Consider the following 19,909-nt stretch of genomic DNA (forward strand, 5'->3'; position numbering starts at 1 on the left):
AGCTACGGCGAGTGGAGCAGTGGGTCTAGACCAGAGGCCGAAAGAGTGACATGCGCCACTCGGTCAGGTAGTGATTCCACCCATTGTGAGCAAGCTGTCACGTTCTCTACAGTGGCCCGCGTGACTTCCGAGAATGAGTCACGCACTTCTATTCGAATCGGTTCCCCAACCGTCACTTTCTTCAAGGAGCAGGCCTTGCTTGGAAACGCCATGAGCAGTGGCCGGGTTCGCACTCGCCGCGCCGCGCTCGGGCTCGCCCTCACGGTCGCAGCCGCCACGGCCCTCACCGGCTGCAGTGCGCTCGGCTCGGACAGCTCGAACGCCTCGTCGAACGGGGGCAACCTGGAGAAGTCGAAGATCAAGGTCTCGATCATGCCGACCACGGACCTCGCCCCGTTCTGGCTGGCCCAGGACAGCGGTCTCTTCAAGGCCGAGGGCCTCGAGGTCGAGCAGGTCGTCGCCAAGAGCGGCCAGGAGTCGATGACGAAGGCGATCTCCGGTGAGGTCGACATCGCCCTCTCGACCTACACGCCGTTCTTCGTCGCCAAGAGCACCGGCACCGCGGACATCCAGCTGGTCGCCGACGGCACGTCGGTGAACGCGAAGAGCAACGCGATCGTCACGGTGCCGAACTCGCCGGTGAAGACGGTCAACGACCTCTACGGCAAGCGGATCGCGATCACCGCCAAGAACACCGCGTCCGACATCCTCACCAAGTCCGTCATGAAGGACCACGGCGTCGACTACTCCAAGGTCAACTGGGTGCCGATGCCGCTCCCGAACATGGCGGCGGCGTTGAAGGACAACCAGGTGGACGCGGCCTACATGCCGGAGCCGCAGCTGTCCCAGGCGGCGAAGCTCGTCGGGGCCACCCCGGTCATCGACGTCAACACCGGCGCCACCCAGGACTTCCCGCTGACCGGCTACGGCTCGACGACGAAGTGGGTGCAGGCGAACCCGAAGACCCTCGCGGCCTTCCAGCGCGCCATGAAGAAGGCCACCAGCGACGTGATCAACGACCGCTCGAAGGCCGAGCCGCTGCTGGTCAAGTACGCGCACATCGACGAGGACACGGCCAAGCTGCTGACCCTGCCCGGTTACGGCTCGACCCTGGACGCCCGGCGCCTCCAGCGCGTCCCGGACCTGCTGCTGCAGATGGGCGTCATCACCAGCAAGGTCGACGCCGCGCCGATGATCGCGCCGCAGGTGACCAGCTGACGTGGCAAAACTGCTCCGTGGCCTGGCCGGCCTGGTGGGCTTCCTCCTGTTCTGGGAGGTAGTCACCCAGGTCGGCCTGGTCAGCAAGACGTTCATCCCGCCGCCGAGCGTCGTCCTGGTCACCATGGGCGAACTGCTCGGCGACGCCGAGTTCCTCCGGGGCATCGTCGCGACCATGCTGGCCTGGCTGATCGCCATTGCCATCGCCATCGCCATCGCGGTGCCGGCGGGGCTGCTGCTGGGCAGCGTCCCGGCGCTGCGCACCGCGACCGCCGCGGTCGTCGAGTTCCTCCGCCCGATCCCGGTCGCCGCCCTCATCCCGCTGGTGCTGCTGGTGATCGGCTCCGGTCCCGAGGCGAAGATCACCCTCGGGGTGTACGCCTCGCTGTGGCCGATCATGTTCAACACGATCTACGGGATGAGCGAGATCGACCCGGTGCTCATGGAAACCGCGCGGGCCTGCGGGACCAGCCGGTTCCGCATCCTGTCGTCGGTCGCGCTGCCGCAGACCGCGCCGTTCGTCTTCACCGGCATCCGGCTGTCCGCGACGATCGCGCTGATCGCCGTCGTCAGCACCGAGTTCCTGGCCGGCTCGGAAGTCGGTCTCGGCAGCTACATCATGCTCGTCAGCACCGGCTCGACCCGGTTCGACCTGGTCTTTGCCAGTACCGTGGTCGCGGGCGCACTGGGGTACCTGATCAACGAAGGGCTCGAACAGCTCGGCAAGCGGCTGTTCCGCTGGAGCACGGTGGACCGGGAGGCGATCGCGTGACGGCAGCGACCCTTTCGGGCCGGGTGGGCAGGCGCGCGGCGCGCGGTGCCGTCTCGGTCCTGCGCAACTGGCTGCTGTTCGCGATCCTCGTGGTCGTCTGGGAGTTCGCCGCCCGGGCCGGCGGCAGCAAGTTCTTCCCGCCGCCGACGGAGATCGCGGTTTCCGCCGCGAAGCTGTGGTTCACCGGGCCCGCGTCGCACCTGTTCCTCACCGACGCGGTGTTCGACAACGTGTTCCCGAGCCTCGGCCGGGTGCTCGGCGGCTGGTCGCTCGCCGCGGTCGCCGGCATCCTGCTCGGCGTGCTGATCGGCCGGTCCGCCCGGGCGATGGACTACGTCGGCCCGCTGTTCGCGTTCTTCCGCTCGATCCCGCCGCCCACGCTGATCCCGGTGTTCGCGGTGCTCTTCGGGCTGAGCTCGGGCATGCAGATCGGGTCGATCATCTTCGGCGCGGTGTGGCCGGTGCTGCTCAACGCGGTCGACGGGGTCCGCTCGGTCGACCAGGTGAAGGTCGAGACGGCGCGGTCGTTCCGCACGCCGAGGCGGTACTGGCTCGCCATGGTCGTGCTGCCGGCGGCGGCGCCGAAGATCTTCGCGGGGCTGCGGGTGAGCCTGTCCATCTCGCTGCTGCTGATGGTGATCTCGGAGCTGGTCGGCGCCTACAACGGCATCGGCCGGTCGCTGATGAACGCCCAGCAGGACTTCGACTTCCCGACCATGTGGGCGTGGCTGGTGCTGCTGGGCATCCTCGGCTACGTCTTCAACACGATCTTCCTGGCCGCGGAGCGGCGGGTGCTGGCCTGGCAGCCGGCCCGTCTCGGCCGCGACTGACGCTCGAAAGGCCTCTCCCCATGTCCACCATGCTCGAAGTGTCCGGCCTCAGCCACACCTACGGTGCCGGCGCCAAGGCGCACACCGCGGTGAACAACCTTTCGTTCACCGTCGAAGCCGGACAGCTGGCCAGCATCGTCGGCCCGTCGGGCTGCGGGAAGTCGACGCTGCTGCGGTGCATCGCCGGGCTGACCCCGCCGACCAGCGGGACGGTCAGCCTGCACGGCGACCGCGTCTCCGGGGTGCCGGACGACCTGGCCGTGGTGTTCCAGGACTACAGCCGTTCGCTGTTCCCCTGGCTTTCGGTGCAGAAGAACGTCGAGTTCCCGTTGCGGTGGCGGCCGATCTCCCGCGCGGAGCGACGGGAGCGGGCGGCCGAGGCGCTGGCCCACGTCGGCCTGTCGGAGGTCGGTGGCAAGTACCCGTGGCAGCTGTCCGGCGGCATGCAGCAGCGGGTGTCGATCGCCCGCGCGCTGGCCAGCCGGCCGGCGCTGCTGCTGATGGACGAGCCGTTCGCCTCGGTCGACGCCCAGACGCGCTTCGAGCTCGAGGACCTGACCCGGCGCGTGCAGCGCGAGCAGGGCAGCACGATCCTGGTCGTCACCCACGACATCGACGAAAGCGTGTACCTGTCCGACCGCGTCCTGGTGCTGTCGAAGTCACCGGCGTCGATCGTGGCGGACCTGCCGGTGGCCCTGCCCGCCGAACGCAACCAGATCACCACGCGCGAGTCGGCGGAGTTCGTGACCCTGCGCGGCGAAGTGGCGCGGCTGCTGCACGGCGGTACGCCGGCGGAGGCCGCCGAGGCTGCCACCGCGGCTTCGGATGCGGCAGAGTGGGAACTGGCCGAGCGGGCCAAGAACGTGACGGAGTCCAAGACCGGGAGCTGACACCGACCGCGGGGGGATCATGGGGACGGCCAGGGCGGTACTGACCGGACTGCTGGCGTTGCTCCTGACCGGGTGCGGTGCCCTCGGCGGCTCGTCGTCGCCTTCGGCGGCGAAACTGCGGGTGTCGATGATGTCGACCATCGACACCGCGCCGTTCTGGCTGGCCAAGGACGGTGGTTACTTCCAGCGGGAAGGCCTCGACGTCTCGACGACGGACGCGGCGACCGGGCAGGCGTCGCTGACGAAGCTGCTCAGCGGCGAAGCCGACATCGCGTACTCCAGCTACACGCCGTTCTTCGTGGCGCGGAGCAAGGGCACCGCCGACATCCGGCTGGTCGCCGACGCGTCTTCGGCCGGGCCCCGCTCCACCGGCCTGGTGGCGCTGCCCGCCTCCGGGATCCGTTCGGCGGCCGACCTCGCGGGCAAGCGGATCGGCATCTCGGCGCCCAACACGATCGCCGACACGCTGACGAAGTCGGTGCTCGCGGACAACCACGTCGACTCCTCGGGCATCAAGTGGGTCCCGCTGCCGCTGCCGAACACCGCGACGGCGCTGAAGAACGGCGACATCGACGCGGGTTTCCTGACCGAGCCGTTCATCACGCAGGCACAGCGCACGACCGGGGCCACCCTGGTCGCCGACACCGGCACGGGGTCCACTGTGGACTTCCCGACGGCGGGCTACGGCGCGCTGGGCTCGTTCACCTCCGCCGCGCCGGGCACCGTGGCGGCGTTCCGGCGCGCGATGGCGGCGGCGACCCGGGACGCCGTGGCGGACCGCAAGAAGATCGAGCCGCTGATGGTGAAGTACGCGAAGATCGACCCCGGAACCGCGGCGGCCACCGGGCTGCTGACCTTGAAGTCCACTGTGGACGACCGACAGCTGCAGCGGGTGCCGGACCTGCTGCTGAAGACGGGCGTCCTGACGAACCCGGTGGACGTCGCCGCGATGGTGGTGCGCTAGTCAGTACAGCGACTTGGACGACGCCGCCACCCGGACGTGGACCAGCGTCGGGCGCGGGTCGGCCAGCGCGGCCGTGAGACCGGGGACCAGCTCCGCCGGCTCGGTGATCGTCACGCCGTGGCAGCCCATGCTCTCCGCCAGCGCCGCGAAGCCGATGCCGCCCAGTTCGGTGCCCGGCAGCTTCGCGCCGCCGATCGCGTCGCCGAGGATGCGGACCGCCGCGTACTCGGAGTTGTCCAGGATCACGAACGTCACCGGCAGCTCTTCGCGGGCCGCCGTCCAGAGGGCCTGGATGCCGTACATGCTCGAACCGTCACCGATCACGCCGACGACCGTGCGGTCCGGGCGGGCGAGTGCCGCGCCGACCACACCGGGGACGCCGTAGCCGAGCGTGCCACTGGCCATCGTCAGGAAGCCCGTGTCGGTGGCCGTGATCGGCAGGTGGTCGTGCAGGATCCCGCGGTGGCTGGGCGCCTCCTCGACGACCAAGGCGTTGTCCGGCAACAACTCCGCGAGCGTCGAGTAGACGAGTTCGCCGGTCAGCGCGTCACCGCTCGGCTTCGCGGGACGCTGCCGTGGGGCCGGTGCGGGCCGCGTGCTGCGCTCGACGACGTTGAGCAGCGCACGGATGCCCAGCTTCGGCGTGGCGCGGATGCCGACGCCTTCGAAGGCGCGCGCCAGGACCCGCTCGTCGTCGCTGACGATGAACAGCGGCGGCAGCGGAGCTTCCCCGCGCCCGCGGTCGACGTGGTAGGTGAAGGCGGGCGCCCCCAGCACGACGACGAGGTCGTACGGCGCGAGCGTGTCGGCGACGGCACCGCGTTCGGGGTCGAGGAACCCCTGGAACAGCGGGTGGTCTTCGGGAAACGAGCAGCGGTAGGACATCGGCGCGACCCACACGGCGGCGTTGAGCCGCTCGGCGAGCGCGACGGTCTCGACGACGGCCCCGTCCTGGTCGACCGCTCCCCCGACGACGATCGCCGGCCGTTCGGCGGCTTCCAGGGCCGTGTTGAGCTCGTCGACGGCCTCGGGATCCGGTGCGAAACCGCGGATCCGGGGGCGCGAGACGATCGGCCGTTCGGTGGTGACGGTCCAGTCGTCGGCGGGGACGGACACGAAGACGGGACCGGACGGCGCCTGCGTGGCGACGTGGTAGGCCCGCGCGAGCGCGGCCGGGACGTCCTCGGCGGAGGCGGGCTCGATCGACCACTTCACGTACGGCTTCGGGAACTCGGGCGCTTCCAAGGCCCCGAGGAAGGGCTCGTGCGGGAGGAGCGACCGGATCTGCTGCCCGGCGACGACGATCATCGGCGTCCGGTTGCGGTAGGCGTTGAAGAGGCTGCCGAGCCCGTGCCCGACCCCGCCGGCGGAGTGCAGGTTGACCAGGACGGCCTGGCGGGTGGCCTGGGCGTAGGCGTCGGCCATCGCCACGACGGCGGATTCCTGCAGGCCCAGGACGTAGTCGAAGTCGTCGGGCCAGTCGGTGAGGAACGGCACCTCGGTGGTGCCGGGGTTGCCGAACACCGTGGTGAGGCCGAGTTCGCGGAGGAGTTCGCGGGTGGCGTCCAGCACCGTACGCTTGATCATGCCGCCCAGGTTAACGCTTAGTCTTGCGAAGCAAAGTCCCCCAAGCGGCCCAGTCCCCCGGCGGCCCAGTCCCCCAGCGGCGCAGTCACAGCCGGGGCTGTCACTGCGCCGCCGTCACACACTCAGCCGATCAGGCCGGACAGCCCGCCGGCCTTGAACGAACCCCAGCCCGTCACCTGGTCGTAGCCCGTCCCGGCGCTGAACCCGGTCGTCCCGTGCAGGGTGTTGTTGCCCGAGGTCACGTCGTGGAAGCCCGTGCCGTACGAGGACCCGTTGCCGATCGAGTAGAACTTCGGGTTCAGGTTCCCCAGCTCGCCGCCGTGCACCTGGTTCTGCAGCGCCGCGAAGGCCGCCCACAGCGGCGTGGCGCCCGACGTACCGCCGACCGTTTCCCACGTGCCCGCGCTGTAGATGTAGTAACCCGACGTCGGCGAGGCGTCCGCCGCCACGTCCGGCACCTTGCGGTAGGTCGTGCTCTGCGAGGACTGCCACGACGGCGCCGTGAACACCGTCGAGATGCCGCCGCCGGTCGAGCCGCCGCTGCTGCCGTCGTTCCAGACCGCTTCGCTGCTGTAGCCGTTGGACGACGTCACGGTCAGCTTCGTGCCGCCGACACCCGACACGTTCGGGCTCGACGCCGGGAAGTCCACGCCCCGGGCCGACGAACCGGTCTGGCGGTAGCAGTCGGTCGTGCCGTCGTCGCCCGCCGCCGCGAAGTACGAAATGCCTTCCGCCGTGCCGGTCGCGATCGCGCTGCTGACGCTCTTCGCCGCGCTCGAACCCTCGGCGGATTCGCAAGCGCCCCAGGAGATCGAGACGACGTTGACCTTCGCGTCCGATGCGATCTTCTGGTACATCGCCAGTTCGCCCGCGCTCGTGTTCGGTGCCTCGTAGACGTAGTCGTTGGCCGCCGCGGCCAGCGCGTGCACGACCTCGATGTCGAGCTCCACCTCGATCTGGCCGTCGCCCGGCGACGAGTCGTAGTTCGCGCCGCTGACCCCGACCGTCGTCACCGAACCCGCGGAGAGGCCGTACGTGCTGTCGTACTTCGTGATGTTGGACTTCTGGTAGCCGTCGAACTCGACGAACCCGACGTTCACGCCGCTACCCGTCGCCGACAGGCCGCTGGTGCCGTAAGCGGTCTTGAGCACCGGCGGGGTGACGGACTTGACGACGTTCGGCTGCGCGAGCGGCTTCGACGAGTGCGTCCGCACCGCGTGGTCGTCGAGGCCGACGACGCCGCCCACGACGTCCGAGACGCTCGCCGGCACGGCCGGGACGGCGTCGTTGGCGAAGAAGTCCCGCCCGGAAGCCTGGTCGTGGTAGTTCCCGATCCGGGTCCGGAAGGCCGACTCGAGCTGCGCCGCCGAGCCGGTGAAGGTGACGGCCTGCCGGTTGCCGGAGACCTCGATCCCGCTCAGCCCGGCTTTCCCGAGAAATGAGACGGCCTTGTCGACGTCCGCCTGGGTCGGGCCGAACCTGGCATTGAACTGCGCCGGGGACAGGAACCGGTGGTATTGCGGTGAAGCGGGATTTTGGACGTCGGCGAGGAACTTTTCGAGCGCCTGCTGGTTGTGCAGTTTCAGCGAGAGCGCGGCAGTGATCGGCCGGTCGGCCGCGACGTCGCCGGTGCGTGCGCTGTTGATCAGCGGCGCGGCGTTGTCGGCCAGCGTGACCAGGGGTTCCGGGGCCGCGGCGGCCGGGACGGCCACGGCGAGGCCGAGCAACGCAGGCAGCGGCACAGCGGCCGCGACGAGCTTGCGCAAGCGCATGGGGAATTTCCTCTCGGCGGTGGGGACCGGGCCTGCGCGGAATGCTCGCCGCAGGTTGCCGAGAAGCATAAGAACACGCGATCACGCCGAGGAACCTACTTTTGTCTGGGCTTCAACGGATCCCATTTTCATTTTCCGGCAGGTTTACCTTTCCATGACAAACCGATTATTGTCCGGAATGCCCGACCATTTCGATGCGTTCGATGATCTCCCCGGCGTCCGCGTTGCCGGAGAACCGGCGCGCGGCCGCCGACAGGGAGTGCAGCCGCTGCCGCACCCGCGGCGACCGCAGCGCGCCGGCGAGCTCGACGGCCTCTTCGCCGACAGTGGCGGCGACGTCGAGATCGCCGTCCAGCGCGTGCACGGTGGCCAGCCAGATCAACGTCAGCGAGCGGCTGCGCCGCATGCCCCGCGGGTAGCCCCCGATCGCCTCGACGAGGGCGGGGATGCCGTCGCGGCCGTGGCGGATGTCGACCATCTGCGCCAGTTCGCCGTGCACCGTCCCGACCATCGCCGCCATGTCGGTGGCCCCGAAGAACGCCGCCCACGGCGACGGTTCGCGCCCCTCGGCCTCCGCGAACTCCTGCCGGGCGCGGCGCAGGTAGGTCAACGCACCGGTGACGTCGGCCTTCATGGCGTGCGCCCACGCCTGGTTGGCCGACAGGATCGCCTGCGCGAGCTTGGAGCGGGCCGACAACGCCGCCTCCCGGCCCCGCGTGAACTCCACCAGCGCCGCGTCGACCGCGCCGTAGTGCAGGTGCAGCCGCCCGACGCGGTACCGGATGTTGGCCTGGAGGTCGTCGTTCCCGGCTTCGACGGCCAGCTCCAGCGCCCGCGCGAACGCCTCCAGCGCGGCGGCCGGACGGTCCTGGTCGAAGTTCGTCCAGCCCGCCAGGTTGTACAAGTCGGCCACCGCGGTGTAGAGCCGCGCCTGGACCACGGTCTTCGTCACGCCGTCCAGCAATGCCACCGCGGCGGGCAACCGCGACTCCACCGCCTTTCGGCACGAACCGCCGCCGTAGCGGTAGTCCAGCGCCCTGAACGCCGCAACGCTGTCTTCGAGCTGCCGCACGTCGGCGAGGCCCACGCGCGTGCCGCTCCGTTCGTCCCGCCCGCAACTGCCGGTCATGGCAGCCCTCCGTCCGTAGAGAGCTGCCGATCGGGCAGCCCTGCTCATTCCCCGCCGGGCCAGGCCGGAGCCCGCTCCTTCGAGGGACTGGCACCGGGTAACACCCCGGTGGCGGTCAGCACCACACCCGTGGCTGTTTCCGCGATCTTGACGGCGGCCAGCAGGCCGGTGAGGACGAGGGAGCCGCCGAGCCCCAGTTTCGCGAAATCGTCTTCGGAGGTTTCGGTTCCGCGTTGGCGCGGTATCGCGCCGGTCACGATTCAGCCTTCCGGCTTGCCGCGGCCGCGCTCGGGCGATATCCGCGGGGAATCAGCCGGCCCCAGGTGACAGAAATCCACCTGATCGTCGGCATTCTGGTTTCCTGCTGTCCACGCAACGAGTTCTCGAACTGAATACGCGCGCACACGGCGCCGCCTCCCGCACTGCAGATCGATTTCTGAAGATCGGCCGGATCGCGAAATGCGGGATCACCGTAGCCAGTCGATCACCGTAAAATCAGCCGCCAACCAGGTCGAACCTGGAAATGCGCGTGCAGCTGCACGCGCAAATCAGCGCGCGACACTGCACGGGGCAGATGCAATTTCACGTGCCGGTTCACGATTGCGGACGACACGCGAAAACAACGGCAGAAATCGTTCTACTCCGCCGATTCTGCGCGAGAATGGCGTAGTCGATCAGGATTTGACGAGATCGACCCAGCTGCGCACGGTTCCGGCATCCACCGGCGCCTGCCAGCCGCCGGGCCGCACGGCGCTCCCGACGTGGAACCCCCGCACCCCGCCCGCGCGCAGGAGATGGACCTGCTGGGCGCGCAGGCCGCCACCCACGAGCAGCTCCGGCCCGCCGTCGCGCTGCGCGAGCCGCTGCAGCACCGAAAGGCCGCTGGCCACGCCGTTCGGGTGACCGGCCGCGAGCACCGTGTCACAACCGAGCGAGGCCAGCTGGTCGTAGGCGCGCAACGGATCGCGCGTGCGGTCGATGGCGCGGTGGAACGTCCAGGGCAGGCCGTCGACCTCCTTGATCAGCGCCTCGCAGGAGTCGAGGTCGATCTCGCTGTCGACGGTGAGGAAGCCGAAGACGAACTCCCGCGCGCCCGCGTCGATCAGCCGGGCGGTGTCCGCGCGCAGCCCTTCCAGATCACCGATGGCGAAGGAACCGTTGTCCCGCAACATGACCCGCACCGGGAGGTCGGTCGCCGAGAGCACGTCGCGCAGGGTTTCGATCGACGGCGTCAGGCCGTCCTGCGCCATGTCCGCAACCAGTTCGAGGCGGTCGGCCCCGCCCGCCTGCGCGCCTTCGGCGTCCACCGCGTCCAGCGCGATCACTTCCAGCAGGGGCGTCTTCGAGCTCATGCCTCAATCCGTTTCACTGGTTACGGGTGTCGTCCCCCCTCGCATGACGCCCTCGCCGGAAGCCGCCTTGAAGGCTCGTCATCCGCTCGCGCACCGCTTCCGGGGAAAGAGAGAGTATCGGCCGCTGTTCCGGCACCGCTCCCGGGCTGGCCGCGGAATCCAGCGGCTGCAGGAACGGCCAGGTGTCCTCCGCGCCGTCCTCCTGCTCCAGTTCGGCCGAGGTCGGCCATTCGTACACGGGCTCGATCGCCGGGGCCGGCACCGGCGGCGCGACCGGCACGGGCGGCGGTGCCGGCGGCGCGGGAGGCGCGACCGGGGTCAACCGCGGTTCGGTGTCCTCGTCGTCCGGGCCAGGCCGGACCAGGACGCCGCTTTCACGTGAAAGCGACGCTTCGGCGGGGACGGGAGCGGCGCTTTCACGTGAAAGCGGCGGGGGTGGCGGGGGCGCGGCGAGCGCGTGCCGTGGCTGGGGACCGGCCGGTCGCGCCGCCTCGGCGACCGGGCGCGGCTCCGCCGGCTTCCGCGGCTGTTCGGGCGCGGCGGAGGCGTCGAACCAGCGGGACAGGACGTCGCGGTAGGCGGGCATCCGCTCGGTCGGGGCGTCGAAGTCCAGGTGCGCCTCGGCGTCGACGGTCGGCCACTCCGGCGCGTGGTCGCGGGCCACCACCGGGGCCCGGCGCGGCGGCCCGGCCTCGATCGACGGCGGCGACAGCTCTTCCGGCTCCGGCTCCGGTTCGGGTTCCGGCTCCGGCGGCGTCAGCGGGGCGAGCGGTGCCAGCAGCTCCGGTTCCGGGGCGGCGGCCGGCTCGGCGGGCGGGGGCGGCGCCGGCATCGGTGGCAGCTCGACGATCAGGGCCGCGGGCACCAGCACGGTCGCGACCAGCCCGGATTGCGCGCCCGCACTCAGGCTGACGTCGATGTGGTGGCGCGTGGCCAGCGTCGCGACGACGAACAGGCCCATCCGGCGCGACACCTCGACGTCGACGTCCGGCGGGTGCGCGAGTCGCACGTTCGTGCGGTCGATCTCCGCCTGCGGCATGCCGGCACCGTGGTCGATGATCTCGATCTGCCAGTCGCCGTCGTGGGTTTCGGCGCTCGCCACGGTGACCATCTCGTCGCCGGAGTAGCGCGTCGCGTTCTCCAGCAGCTCGGAAACGACGTGCACGAGGTCGTTGACGGCCTCGCCGCGCACCGCGACCTGCGGCGCCGGGCCGAGTTCGATCCGCTGGTAGTGCTCGACCTCCGAGAGCGCGGCGCCGATGATCTCGTCGGCCGGCACCGAGCCGGCGTCCTCCCGCGCGGAGTCCTGGCCGGAGAGCACCAGCAGGTTTTCGCTGTTGCGCCGCATCCGCGTGGCGAGGTGGTCGAGTTCGAACAGCCCGGCGAGGGTGTCCGGGTCCTGCTCGCCGGCCTCCATCCGGTCGAGCACCGACAGCTGCCGTTCGACGAGGTCCTGGCTGCGCTGCGAGAGGTTGACGAACATCGCGTTGATGTTCTCGCGCAGCATCGCCTGTTCGCCGGCGAGCCGGACGGCCTCGCCGTGCACCGCGTCGAACGCGCGTGCCACCTGGCCGAGCTCTTCGCGGGTGAACACCGGCACGGGTGCGACGGCAAGCCGTTTCCGCAGGTTCTCGGGGGCGGGTTCGGGATCGGTGAGCAGGTTCTGCACGGCCGCGGGCAGCCGGTGCTCGGCCACCTCGAGGGCCGTCCGGCGCAGGATCCGCAACGGGCGCAACAGGGACCGCGCGATGACCACCGAAAGCACACCGGCGACGAGCAGGACGCCGAGCACCGCGCCGCCGTCCCACAGCGCGGCTGTCCGGGCTTGCGCCGCAAGGGCGTCCGTGCGTTCCTGCAACTGGACCAGCAGCGCCTGCTGCACCTGGTGGGCGAGGTTCACCGTGTGCGTCGCCGAAGTGTCCCACTGGTTCGGGTCGAGGCCCGAGAGGTTCTGGCCGTTTTCGGTGCGGGTGAGCGCGGATTCGACCATGTCGTTGCCGATGTCGACGACCAGGCCGATCACCGTGTCGTCGAACATCCGCTGCTGGTCAGGGGTGGCGAAGGTGCGGTAGTCGCTGCGCCCGGCGGCCAGTTCGGCTTCCGCGCCGAGCAGGGCGCGCGTGCGGTCGCGGTTGAGGGTGCCCGCCGCGAGCGCCTCGGCCATCACCGCCCGCTTGACCGACATCTGGTCTTTGATCCGGGCCAGTGCGTTGCCCGCCAGCCGCATCCGCGCGAGCTCCGGGTCGGCGACGTCGGCGGCGGCGGAGTCGCTGATGTCGAGCAGGCCGGAGATCAGCTCGCTGTAGGAGCGCAGCACGGCGTCGGCGGGGAAAGCCGAATGTTCCGCGGAGAACCGCAGGCCACCGAGCACGCGCAGCCGGTCGTCGGTCTGCTGCAGGCTTTCCGCGGCCTTCGCGTCGAGCCGTGGCTTGCTGTCGGCGAGCGTCCGCTCGAATCCGCCGATGGCCCGGTCGACGCGGTTGCGCTGGGCGGTCAGCTCCGCGGTGTCGCCCTGGCGGTTCTGCGCCACGAACCGGACCGTGAGGTCGCGCTCGCGTTGCAGCTCGTGCAAGGCTTCGGCGACGGTGTTGTCGACGCGGCCGCGCGTGGCAAACTCGGCCAGTTGCCGGGCTTCGCGCAGGTCCGAGCTGATCCGCAGGCCGACGAGCGCGATGACGGCCAGTGCCGGGATGAGGAGGACGGCGAAGAGCTTCGTGCCGAGACGCCAGTTCCGCAACCGCCAGCGGCCGCCCGCCGGACGTGGATCCGCCGCGTCGCCGCCCTTGCGGGGACGCTTGTCGCGACGGGTCACCTGGTTTCCTTTTCCGCCGCGGGCGGGAACCCGCGGATCGAACGACACCTCGAACCTACTGAACGGTAGCCCGCCCCATGAAGATCCGAAAGCCGCGCTGGCACGATACGGCCCTGCCCGCGATCGTATGGGGCGCGGACCATACGATCCAGCACGAGAACCAGATTCTCGCGGTAGGTGAAGGTTCATGAACAGACGCACGCGGATGATTCCGCTGGTAGCGGCGCTGCTGGCGACCGCGGGATGCTCCGTGTTCTCTTCCGGCACCCCCGCGTCCCCGCCACCGCTGGAGCGGACCACCCTGCGCGTCGGTGTGGGAAATGCCATCGACACGGCCCCGCTGCGGATCGCCGTAGCGGCCGGGAAGTTCGGTTCCGCCGGACTGACCGTGACGCTCGTCGAACTCGGCGCGGACGACGGGCTCGCGAAGCTGGCCGCCGGCGATCTCGACGTCACCTTCGCCTCCGACATCGCGATGTTCCGCGCCGCGGCCGGCGGGACGGCGTTGCAGCTGCAGGGCGAGGCCTACACGGCCGGCCCCAACACGATGGCCCTGGTGACGCTGCCGGACTCGGACTACACCGTGCCGACGGCCAAGAAGTCGCCCGAGATCGCGGTGAACATGCTCGACGACATCGGCGCGCTCGTCGCGCGCTCGGTGCTCGGCACCGCGGGCGTCGACGAAGCGAAGATCAAGTTCCGGGCGGTGCCGTTCGACCGGATGCCACCGGCCCTGCAGGCGGGCGACGCCGACGCCGCGCTGATGATCGAGCCGTACATCACCCGCGCCGAGAAGGACCTCGGCGCGCACATCCTCGCCGACGGCGCGCGCGGTTCGACGCTCGGCTTCCCGCTCTCCGGCTACACCGCCGCGAAACCGTTCGCGCAGGCCAACCCGCGAACCCTCCGGGCGTTCCGCACCGGTCTGGGCGCGGCCCAGCAGAGCGCGACGGACCCGGCGGTCGTGCGCGACGCGCTGCCGAAGTTCTCCGACATCGACGCGACCACGGCCGCGCTGATCTCACTCGGCTCGTACCCGGCGTCGCTCAACGGCATCCGGCTGCAGCGCGTCGCCGACCTGATGCACAACTCGGGCCTGCTGGCGAACCGCCTCGACGTCCAGTCCCTGCTCCCCGACCAGACCGGATATTAGCTACCGCCAAACCTGCACCTGGTCTACTTTTGCACTCAGTCTACTTGAGGAGTGCACGATGACCGACGTCCTGATCGCCGGCGTCGGCCCGACCGGCCTGCTGCTGGCCGGAGAACTCGCCCTGGCCGGGGTCGGCGTGACCGTGCTCGAACGCCGGTCCGGGCCAGGGCTGCCGCGGCCGGTCGGGCTCCAGCCGCGGACCGCGGAGCTCCTGGAGCTGCGCGGCCTGGATCCCGCGGACCAGCAGGCCGACGGCCCGAGCGGGCACTTCGCCGGGCTGCCGGTCGCGCTCGACCACAGCGTCTGGCGGACGCGGCACCCGCGGGTGCTGAACCGGACCCAGGACGACGTCGAGGCGATGCTGGCCGCGCACGCGGTGCGGCACGGGGCTGTCTTGCGGCGGGGGCACGAGGTGACCGCGGTCGACGCCGACGCGGACGGCGTCACGGTCGACGGCCTCCGGGCCCGCTGGCTGGTGGCCTGCGACGGGGCGCACGGCACCGTCCGGCGGTGCTGTGCGCCCCGTCGGAGTGCCGTTCCCGGGCCGTACCGAGACCTACGTCGCCACGCTGGCGCACATCCGGCTCGCCGCCGCGTCCGGCCTGGTACCGGCCCGCGCCGGGCACTTCAGCCAGGTCACCCGGCAGGTCGACGGCTACTGGTCGATGCTCACGCCGCTTGGCGACGGCGCCCACCGGTTCGTCTTCGGCTCCACGACGCGCCAGCCGGGCCGTGACGCGCCGGTGCCGGACACCGAGGTCACCGAAGCGCTGACAGCCCTGTACGGCGCCGAGACGCGCCTGGGCGAGGTGTACGGCGCTTCGCGGTTCAACGACGCGACGCGGCAGCTGGAGCGGTACCGGCACGGCCGGGTCCTGTTCGCCGGTGACGCCGCGCACATCCACCCGCCGCTCGGCGGCCAGGGGCTCAACCTGGGTGTCCAGGACGCGATGAACCTCGGCTGGAAGCTGGCCGCGACCGTCCGCGGGACGGCGCCGTCCGGGCTGCTGGACACCTACCAGGCCGAACGTCACCCGGCGGCCGCGCGCGTGCTGCGGCACACGGCGGCCCAGCGCGTGTTCACCGCCCCTGAGCGCGGCGAGAACGTCGAGGCGCTGCGTGAGATCGTCGTCGACCTCATGCGGCTGCCGGACGCCAACCGCTACTTCAGCGGGCTGCTGTCCGGCCTCGGCCTGGACTACCCCGGCGCGCACCGCGTCCCGGACCTCGACCTCACGACGGCGGCCGGGCCGACGCGGCTCTCGACCTTGCTGCACGACGGCCGCGGGCTGCTCCTCGACCTCGGCGACCACGCCACGCCACCCGGCTGCACCGGCCAGGTCGACGTCGTCCGCGCGGCCACCGGCGACGCCGAGCACCGCGGCGAGTGCAAAGGTCTTGAATGAGTCATTCAGGACCTCGGAGGTCCTGAATGACTCATTCAAGACGTTTGGGTTCGGGCTTCGGAGCCTGGGCAGCGCTCTGCTGCTGCAGCAGCTAGATGTTCTCGCCGGTCTTGATCAGGCACACCGTGCGAGCCGGCGGGCCGGCGTAGCTGAGCACCTTGTCGGCGCCTTCGCAGTTGTCGTCGCGGCCGAAGCCGGAGAGGATCTCGACGCGCTCTTGCGCCGTCGCGTCGGTGCAGAGGACCTTGCCGATCGTGCTCTCGTCGTCGACGTCACGCAGGCAGTCGCCGGCCTTGACGTTCAAGGCCAGGCAGAGTGTCTGGCCGGAGCCGGAGCCGAGCCGGAACCGCACGTAGTCGCCGGAGCCGCACGCGATGGCCCCGCGATAGGTGTTCTCGACCTTGAACGTCGCGTTGTTCGCGGAACAGCCGACGCGGTGGTAGGCGAGCTTGCCGGCCCCCTCGCGCGTCAGGTACAGGCAGTCACCGTCCGACGGCGGTCCGCTGCGGTCGGCCCAGTAGATGCCCATCGCGCCGAGGGCGCCCAGGCCCAGCGCGGCGACGACGCACGCGACCAGCGTGATCTTCACCTTCGTGGTGAACCAGTGCGGAATCTGGTGCTGCCCGGGAACGGGCGGCATCGGCCCAGGCTGCGCGTAGCGCGGCGACCGGAACGGATTGTCGTCGAACGGCGGTGTGGTCAACGTGCCCTCCAGTGATCCCCTCGGCACCTCGTCCCACCGGCGGACCCGCGAGAGAAGCGGACCGGAGCGAGGCACGTATAACAGTAGTTGTGACTGATGGCCCGCTGATCGTCCAGTCCGACAAGACCGTGCTCCTGGAGGTCGACAACCCCCAGGCCGATGACGCGCGCATCGCGATAGCGCCGTTCGCGGAGCTGGAACGGGCGCCGGAGCACGTGCACACCTACCGGATCACGCCGCTGGCGTTGTGGAACGCGCGTGCCGCGGGCCACGACGCCGAGCAGGTCGTCGACGCCCTGACGACGTACTCGCGCTTCCCGGTGCCACAGCCGCTGCTGATCGACGTCGTCGACGTCATGGGCCGGTTCGGGCGGCTGCAGATCGCCAACCACCCGGCGCACGGGCTGGTCATGTCGACCACCGACCGCGCGGTGCTGACCGAGGTCGTCCGGAACAAGAAGATCAGCCCGATGATCGGCGCGCGGATCGACGAGGACACCGTCATCGTCCACCCGTCCGAGCGCGGGCGGCTGAAGCAGGCGCTGCTGAAGGTCGGCTGGCCGGCCGAGGACCTGGCCGGGTACGTCGATGGCGAAGCACACCCGATCGCGCTGGACGAGACGGACTGGCAGCTGCGCGACTACCAGCGCCAGGCGGCGGAGGCGTTCTGGGCGGGCGGCTCGGGCGTCGTCGTGCTCCCCTGCGGGGCGGGCAAGACGATGGTCGGCGCCGCGGCCATGGCGAAGGCGGCGGCGACGACGCTGATCCTGGTGACGAACACGGTCGCCGGGCGCCAGTGGAAGCGCGAGCTGATCGCGCGGACGTCCCTGACCGAGGAGGAGATCGGCGAGTACTCCGGGGAGAAGAAGGAGATCCGGCCGGTCACGATCGCCACCTACCAGGTGGTCACCCGCAAGACCAAGGGCGAGTACCGGCACCTGGAGCTGTTCGACTCCCGGGACTGGGGCCTGGTCGTCTACGACGAGGTCCACCTGCTCCCGGCCCCGGTGTTCCGGATGACGGCGGACCTGCAGTCCCGGCGGCGCCTCGGCCTGACGGCCACGCTGGTCCGCGAGGACGGCCGCGAGGGCGACGTCTTCTCGCTGATCGGCCCGAAGCGCTACGACGTGCCGTGGCGCGACATCGAGGCACAGGGCTGGATCGCCCCGGCGGAGTGCACGGAGGTCCGCGTGACGCTGACCGACGCGGAGCGCCTCGAGTACGCCACGGCCGAGGCCGACGAGCGCTACAAGCTGGCGGCGACGGCGTTGACGAAGACCCCGGTGATCAAGTCGATCGTCGCCAAGCACGCCGGCGAGCCGACCCTGGTGATCGGCGCCTACCTCGACCAGCTGGAGATGCTCGGCGACGAACTCGACGCCCCGGTGATCCAGGGCTCGACCCGCAACAAGGAGCGCGAGGAGCTGTTCGACAAGTTCCGCCGTGGCGAGATCCGGACGCTGGTGGTGTCGAAGGTGGCGAACTTCTCGATCGACCTGCCGGAAGCCTCGGTGGCGATCCAGATCTCGGGCACGTTCGGCTCGCGGCAGGAGGAGGCCCAGCGGCTCGGGCGGTTGCTGCGTCCGAAGGGCGACGGGCGGCAGGCGCACTTCTACTCGATCGTCTCGCGCGACACGGTGGACACGGAGTACGCGGCGCACCGGCAGCGGTTCCTCGCGGAGCAGGGGTACGCCTACCACATCGTGGACGCGGACGACCTGCTCCGGCCGCTCTGAGCCGTTCAGCCGACGTCGGTGCCAACCGGAGCGGCCAACTCGGCCGCCGCAACGGCCAACACGCCGGAGAACCCGGGCGAGTTGGCCGCTGCGGGCGGTGAGTTGGCCACCGGAGCGGCCTCAGCGCACCGCTCGCATCACAAGGGTGAGGGCCACGCCCCCTCGACGTGGCCCTCACCCCTACCCCCAGCGATCAGTAGTTCGTCACCTGGAAGTCGCCGACCCCGCTGGTCTGCTCGACCCAGGCGCCGTACGGGCCGCCGTCCTTGACGGCCAACGAACCGTCCGTGCGCAGGACACCGACCCGGCCGGTCGGGGCGTCGACCTCGATCTTGGCCGCGTTGGCGAGCTGGTTGATCCAGCCCGCGTACAGGTTGCCCTGCTTGACCGACGCCAAGCCGTTGGTGAACACGACACCGAGGTAGTCGCCGGACAGGTCGACCTGCTTCACGCCCGACGTCTGCTCGACCCAGGCACCGTAGAGGCCGCCTTCCTTGACCGTCAGCGAACCGTCGGTGCGGACGACCGCGATGCGGCCGGTGCTCGCGTCCAGCTCGACGTCGGCCGCGGCACCCAGCTCGGTGACCCAGCTCGCGTACAGGTTGCCCTGCTTGGCGTACACCGCACCGCTTTGGTCGACGACGGCGATGTAGTCACCCGAGAGCTCGACCTCCTTGGCATTGCCGGTCTCCTCGACCCAGCCGCCCTGCAGGCCACCCTCCTTCACCGCGACCGTGCCGTCGGTGCGCAGGATGCCGACGCGGCCCGTCGACGACTCGAGCGCGAAGTCCTTGACGTTGTTCGCCTGCAGGACCCACCCCTGGTACAGGTTGCCCTGCTTGACGTAGAAGTCTCCGCTGCCGGTGAGCACGCCGACCATGTCACCGTGCACTTCGGACTTGGCGATACCGCCGCCGTGCACGAGGGTCCAGCCCGCGTAGAGGTTGCCTTCCTTCACCTGCACCGAGCCGTCCTGGAGCAGCACACCCAGGCGGGGCGTGGCGGGCTTCGCCGGGTCGGTCAGACCGGCCGGGCTGACGAACGCCGAGATCTGCTGGCCGGCGAGGTACTGGCCGACCCGGCCGGGCCCGGACCCGTACTCGACGCTGGTGCTGCCGGGGCCGCCGTTGCCCCAGTTGCCGTTGATCGTGCGGATGGTGCCGTCGGCGTTGACCGTGTCGACCATGCCGACGTGGTCGGCGTAGCCGTTGCCCTGGTAGTTGAAGACGACCGCGTCGCCCACCTGCGGGACGTACCCGGGATCGGTGTGCAGCGTGCCCTTCTGCTGGCCGTACAGGTAGAAGCTGCCCGCGGCGGCGGTCAGCCGGTCGGTGTTGAGGTTCCGGTTGCCCCACACCCATCTGACGAAGTCGGCGCACCAGGCCCACTGCATCCGGCAGCTGTCCATGAACCCGACGCCGCCGAGGCTGTTCGTGCTGCAGGTCTGCTTGTGCGCGTTCGCGGCGGCGAGGTCGCGGACGTCGGTCCGCGAGTCCGCGCTGGCGGGAACGGCGCCCAGCAGGGCGAGGACGGCGGCGGCGAGGACGGTCGTGGTGACGCGTTTGAGCGACATGACGTTCTCCTT

Annotated in this window: 16 protein-coding genes and 1 pseudogene; 9 read left to right on the forward strand and 8 right to left on the reverse strand. The window is 70.5% G+C overall.

All coding sequences use genetic code 11. From position 1 onward, the window contains the following. The first annotated feature begins 210 nt into the window (after nucleotides 1-210). Genes ACLJQF_RS30690 through ACLJQF_RS30710 form a run of 5 tightly spaced genes read left to right on the forward strand, consistent with a single transcriptional unit; the run spans nucleotide 211 to nucleotide 4,674 of the window. Entirely contained in the window at nucleotides 211-1,218 is a 1,008-nt protein-coding gene (locus ACLJQF_RS30690; RefSeq protein WP_410613810.1) for an ABC transporter substrate-binding protein, read from the forward strand. A gap of 1 nt (nucleotide 1,219) precedes the next feature. Continuing rightward, nucleotides 1,220-1,990, forward strand: coding sequence for an ABC transporter permease (locus ACLJQF_RS30695; protein ID WP_410613811.1), 771 nt, complete (start codon nucleotides 1,220-1,222; stop codon nucleotides 1,988-1,990). Beyond that, nucleotides 1,987-2,820: an ABC transporter permease gene (locus ACLJQF_RS30700; RefSeq protein WP_410613812.1), complete on the forward strand. Its 834-nt coding sequence runs from the start codon at nucleotides 1,987-1,989 to the stop codon at nucleotides 2,818-2,820. Before ACLJQF_RS30695 ends, ACLJQF_RS30700 begins: the two co-directional genes overlap by 4 nt. Before the next feature lie 20 nt (nucleotides 2,821-2,840). After that, nucleotides 2,841-3,710, forward strand: a complete 870-nt coding sequence (locus ACLJQF_RS30705) for an ABC transporter ATP-binding protein (RefSeq protein ID WP_410613813.1) — start codon at nucleotides 2,841-2,843, stop codon at nucleotides 3,708-3,710. A gap of 19 nt (nucleotides 3,711-3,729) precedes the next feature. Continuing rightward, complete coding sequence (locus tag ACLJQF_RS30710) at nucleotides 3,730-4,674, forward strand: ABC transporter substrate-binding protein (RefSeq protein WP_410613814.1); 945 nt, start codon at nucleotides 3,730-3,732, stop codon at nucleotides 4,672-4,674. Here the strand turns inward: ACLJQF_RS30710 and mdlC are convergent, their stop codons facing one another. The 6 genes from mdlC to ACLJQF_RS30740 all read right to left on the reverse strand — a co-directional run bounded on the left by mdlC (nucleotide 4,675) and on the right by ACLJQF_RS30740 (nucleotide 13,326). Then, nucleotides 4,675-6,261 (reverse strand): benzoylformate decarboxylase, encoded by a 1,587-nt coding sequence (gene mdlC / locus ACLJQF_RS30715; protein WP_410613815.1) that lies wholly within the window; start codon nucleotides 6,259-6,261, stop codon nucleotides 4,675-4,677. A 122-nt stretch (nucleotides 6,262-6,383) separates the two neighbouring features. Then, nucleotides 6,384-8,033, reverse strand: coding sequence for a protease pro-enzyme activation domain-containing protein (locus ACLJQF_RS30720; RefSeq protein ID WP_410613816.1), 1,650 nt, complete (start codon nucleotides 8,031-8,033; stop codon nucleotides 6,384-6,386). A 166-nt stretch (nucleotides 8,034-8,199) separates the two neighbouring features. Further along, nucleotides 8,200-9,162 carry a hypothetical protein gene (locus ACLJQF_RS30725; RefSeq protein WP_410613817.1) on the reverse strand — a complete coding sequence of 321 codons (963 nt, stop codon included), beginning with the start codon at nucleotides 9,160-9,162 and terminating at the stop codon, nucleotides 8,200-8,202. Nucleotides 9,163-9,206: 44 nt separating this feature from the next. Beyond that, the gene (locus ACLJQF_RS30730; RefSeq protein ID WP_410613818.1) at nucleotides 9,207-9,419 is read right to left on the reverse strand and encodes a hypothetical protein; all 213 of its coding nucleotides are present in this window, start codon (nucleotides 9,417-9,419) and stop codon (nucleotides 9,207-9,209) included. Between the two features lie 417 nt (nucleotides 9,420-9,836). After that, the gene (locus ACLJQF_RS30735; protein WP_410613819.1) at nucleotides 9,837-10,514 is read right to left on the reverse strand and encodes a copper homeostasis protein CutC; all 678 of its coding nucleotides are present in this window, start codon (nucleotides 10,512-10,514) and stop codon (nucleotides 9,837-9,839) included. 13 nt (nucleotides 10,515-10,527) lie between these two features. Next, nucleotides 10,528-13,326 (reverse strand): nitrate- and nitrite sensing domain-containing protein, encoded by a 2,799-nt coding sequence (locus ACLJQF_RS30740; protein WP_410613820.1) that lies wholly within the window; start codon nucleotides 13,324-13,326, stop codon nucleotides 10,528-10,530. A 187-nt stretch (nucleotides 13,327-13,513) separates the two neighbouring features. On the opposite strand from ACLJQF_RS30740, the gene ACLJQF_RS30745 reads away from it, so the two are divergent. The 3 genes and pseudogenes from ACLJQF_RS30745 (at nucleotide 13,514) to ACLJQF_RS30755 (ending at nucleotide 15,885) form a co-directional block, all read left to right on the forward strand. Continuing rightward, entirely contained in the window at nucleotides 13,514-14,479 is a 966-nt protein-coding gene (locus ACLJQF_RS30745; RefSeq protein ID WP_410613821.1) for an ABC transporter substrate-binding protein, read from the forward strand. A gap of 58 nt (nucleotides 14,480-14,537) precedes the next feature. Continuing rightward, nucleotides 14,538-14,927, forward strand: a pseudogene (locus ACLJQF_RS30750) (FAD-dependent monooxygenase); the annotation flags it as partial. A 67-nt stretch (nucleotides 14,928-14,994) separates the two neighbouring features. Continuing rightward, complete coding sequence (locus ACLJQF_RS30755) at nucleotides 14,995-15,885, forward strand: FAD-dependent monooxygenase (protein ID WP_410613822.1); 891 nt, start codon at nucleotides 14,995-14,997, stop codon at nucleotides 15,883-15,885. Nucleotides 15,886-15,976: 91 nt separating this feature from the next. Here ACLJQF_RS30755 and ACLJQF_RS30760 read toward each other — a convergent pair whose 3' ends face one another. Then, complete coding sequence (locus ACLJQF_RS30760; protein ID WP_410613823.1) at nucleotides 15,977-16,525, reverse strand: hypothetical protein; 549 nt, start codon at nucleotides 16,523-16,525, stop codon at nucleotides 15,977-15,979. Nucleotides 16,526-16,677: 152 nt separating this feature from the next. On the opposite strand from ACLJQF_RS30760, the gene ACLJQF_RS30765 reads away from it, so the two are divergent. Beyond that, complete coding sequence (locus ACLJQF_RS30765; RefSeq protein WP_410613824.1) at nucleotides 16,678-18,324, forward strand: DNA repair helicase XPB; 1,647 nt, start codon at nucleotides 16,678-16,680, stop codon at nucleotides 18,322-18,324. 193 nt (nucleotides 18,325-18,517) lie between these two features. Here ACLJQF_RS30765 and ACLJQF_RS30770 read toward each other — a convergent pair whose 3' ends face one another. Then, nucleotides 18,518-19,897: a CHAP domain-containing protein gene (locus ACLJQF_RS30770; protein ID WP_410613825.1), complete on the reverse strand. Its 1,380-nt coding sequence runs from the start codon at nucleotides 19,895-19,897 to the stop codon at nucleotides 18,518-18,520. Between the last annotated feature and the right edge of the window lie 12 nt (nucleotides 19,898-19,909).

It is taken from the genome of Amycolatopsis sp. lyj-109, from assembly GCF_046548995.1.
Taxonomy (GTDB): domain Bacteria; phylum Actinomycetota; class Actinomycetes; order Mycobacteriales; family Pseudonocardiaceae; genus Amycolatopsis.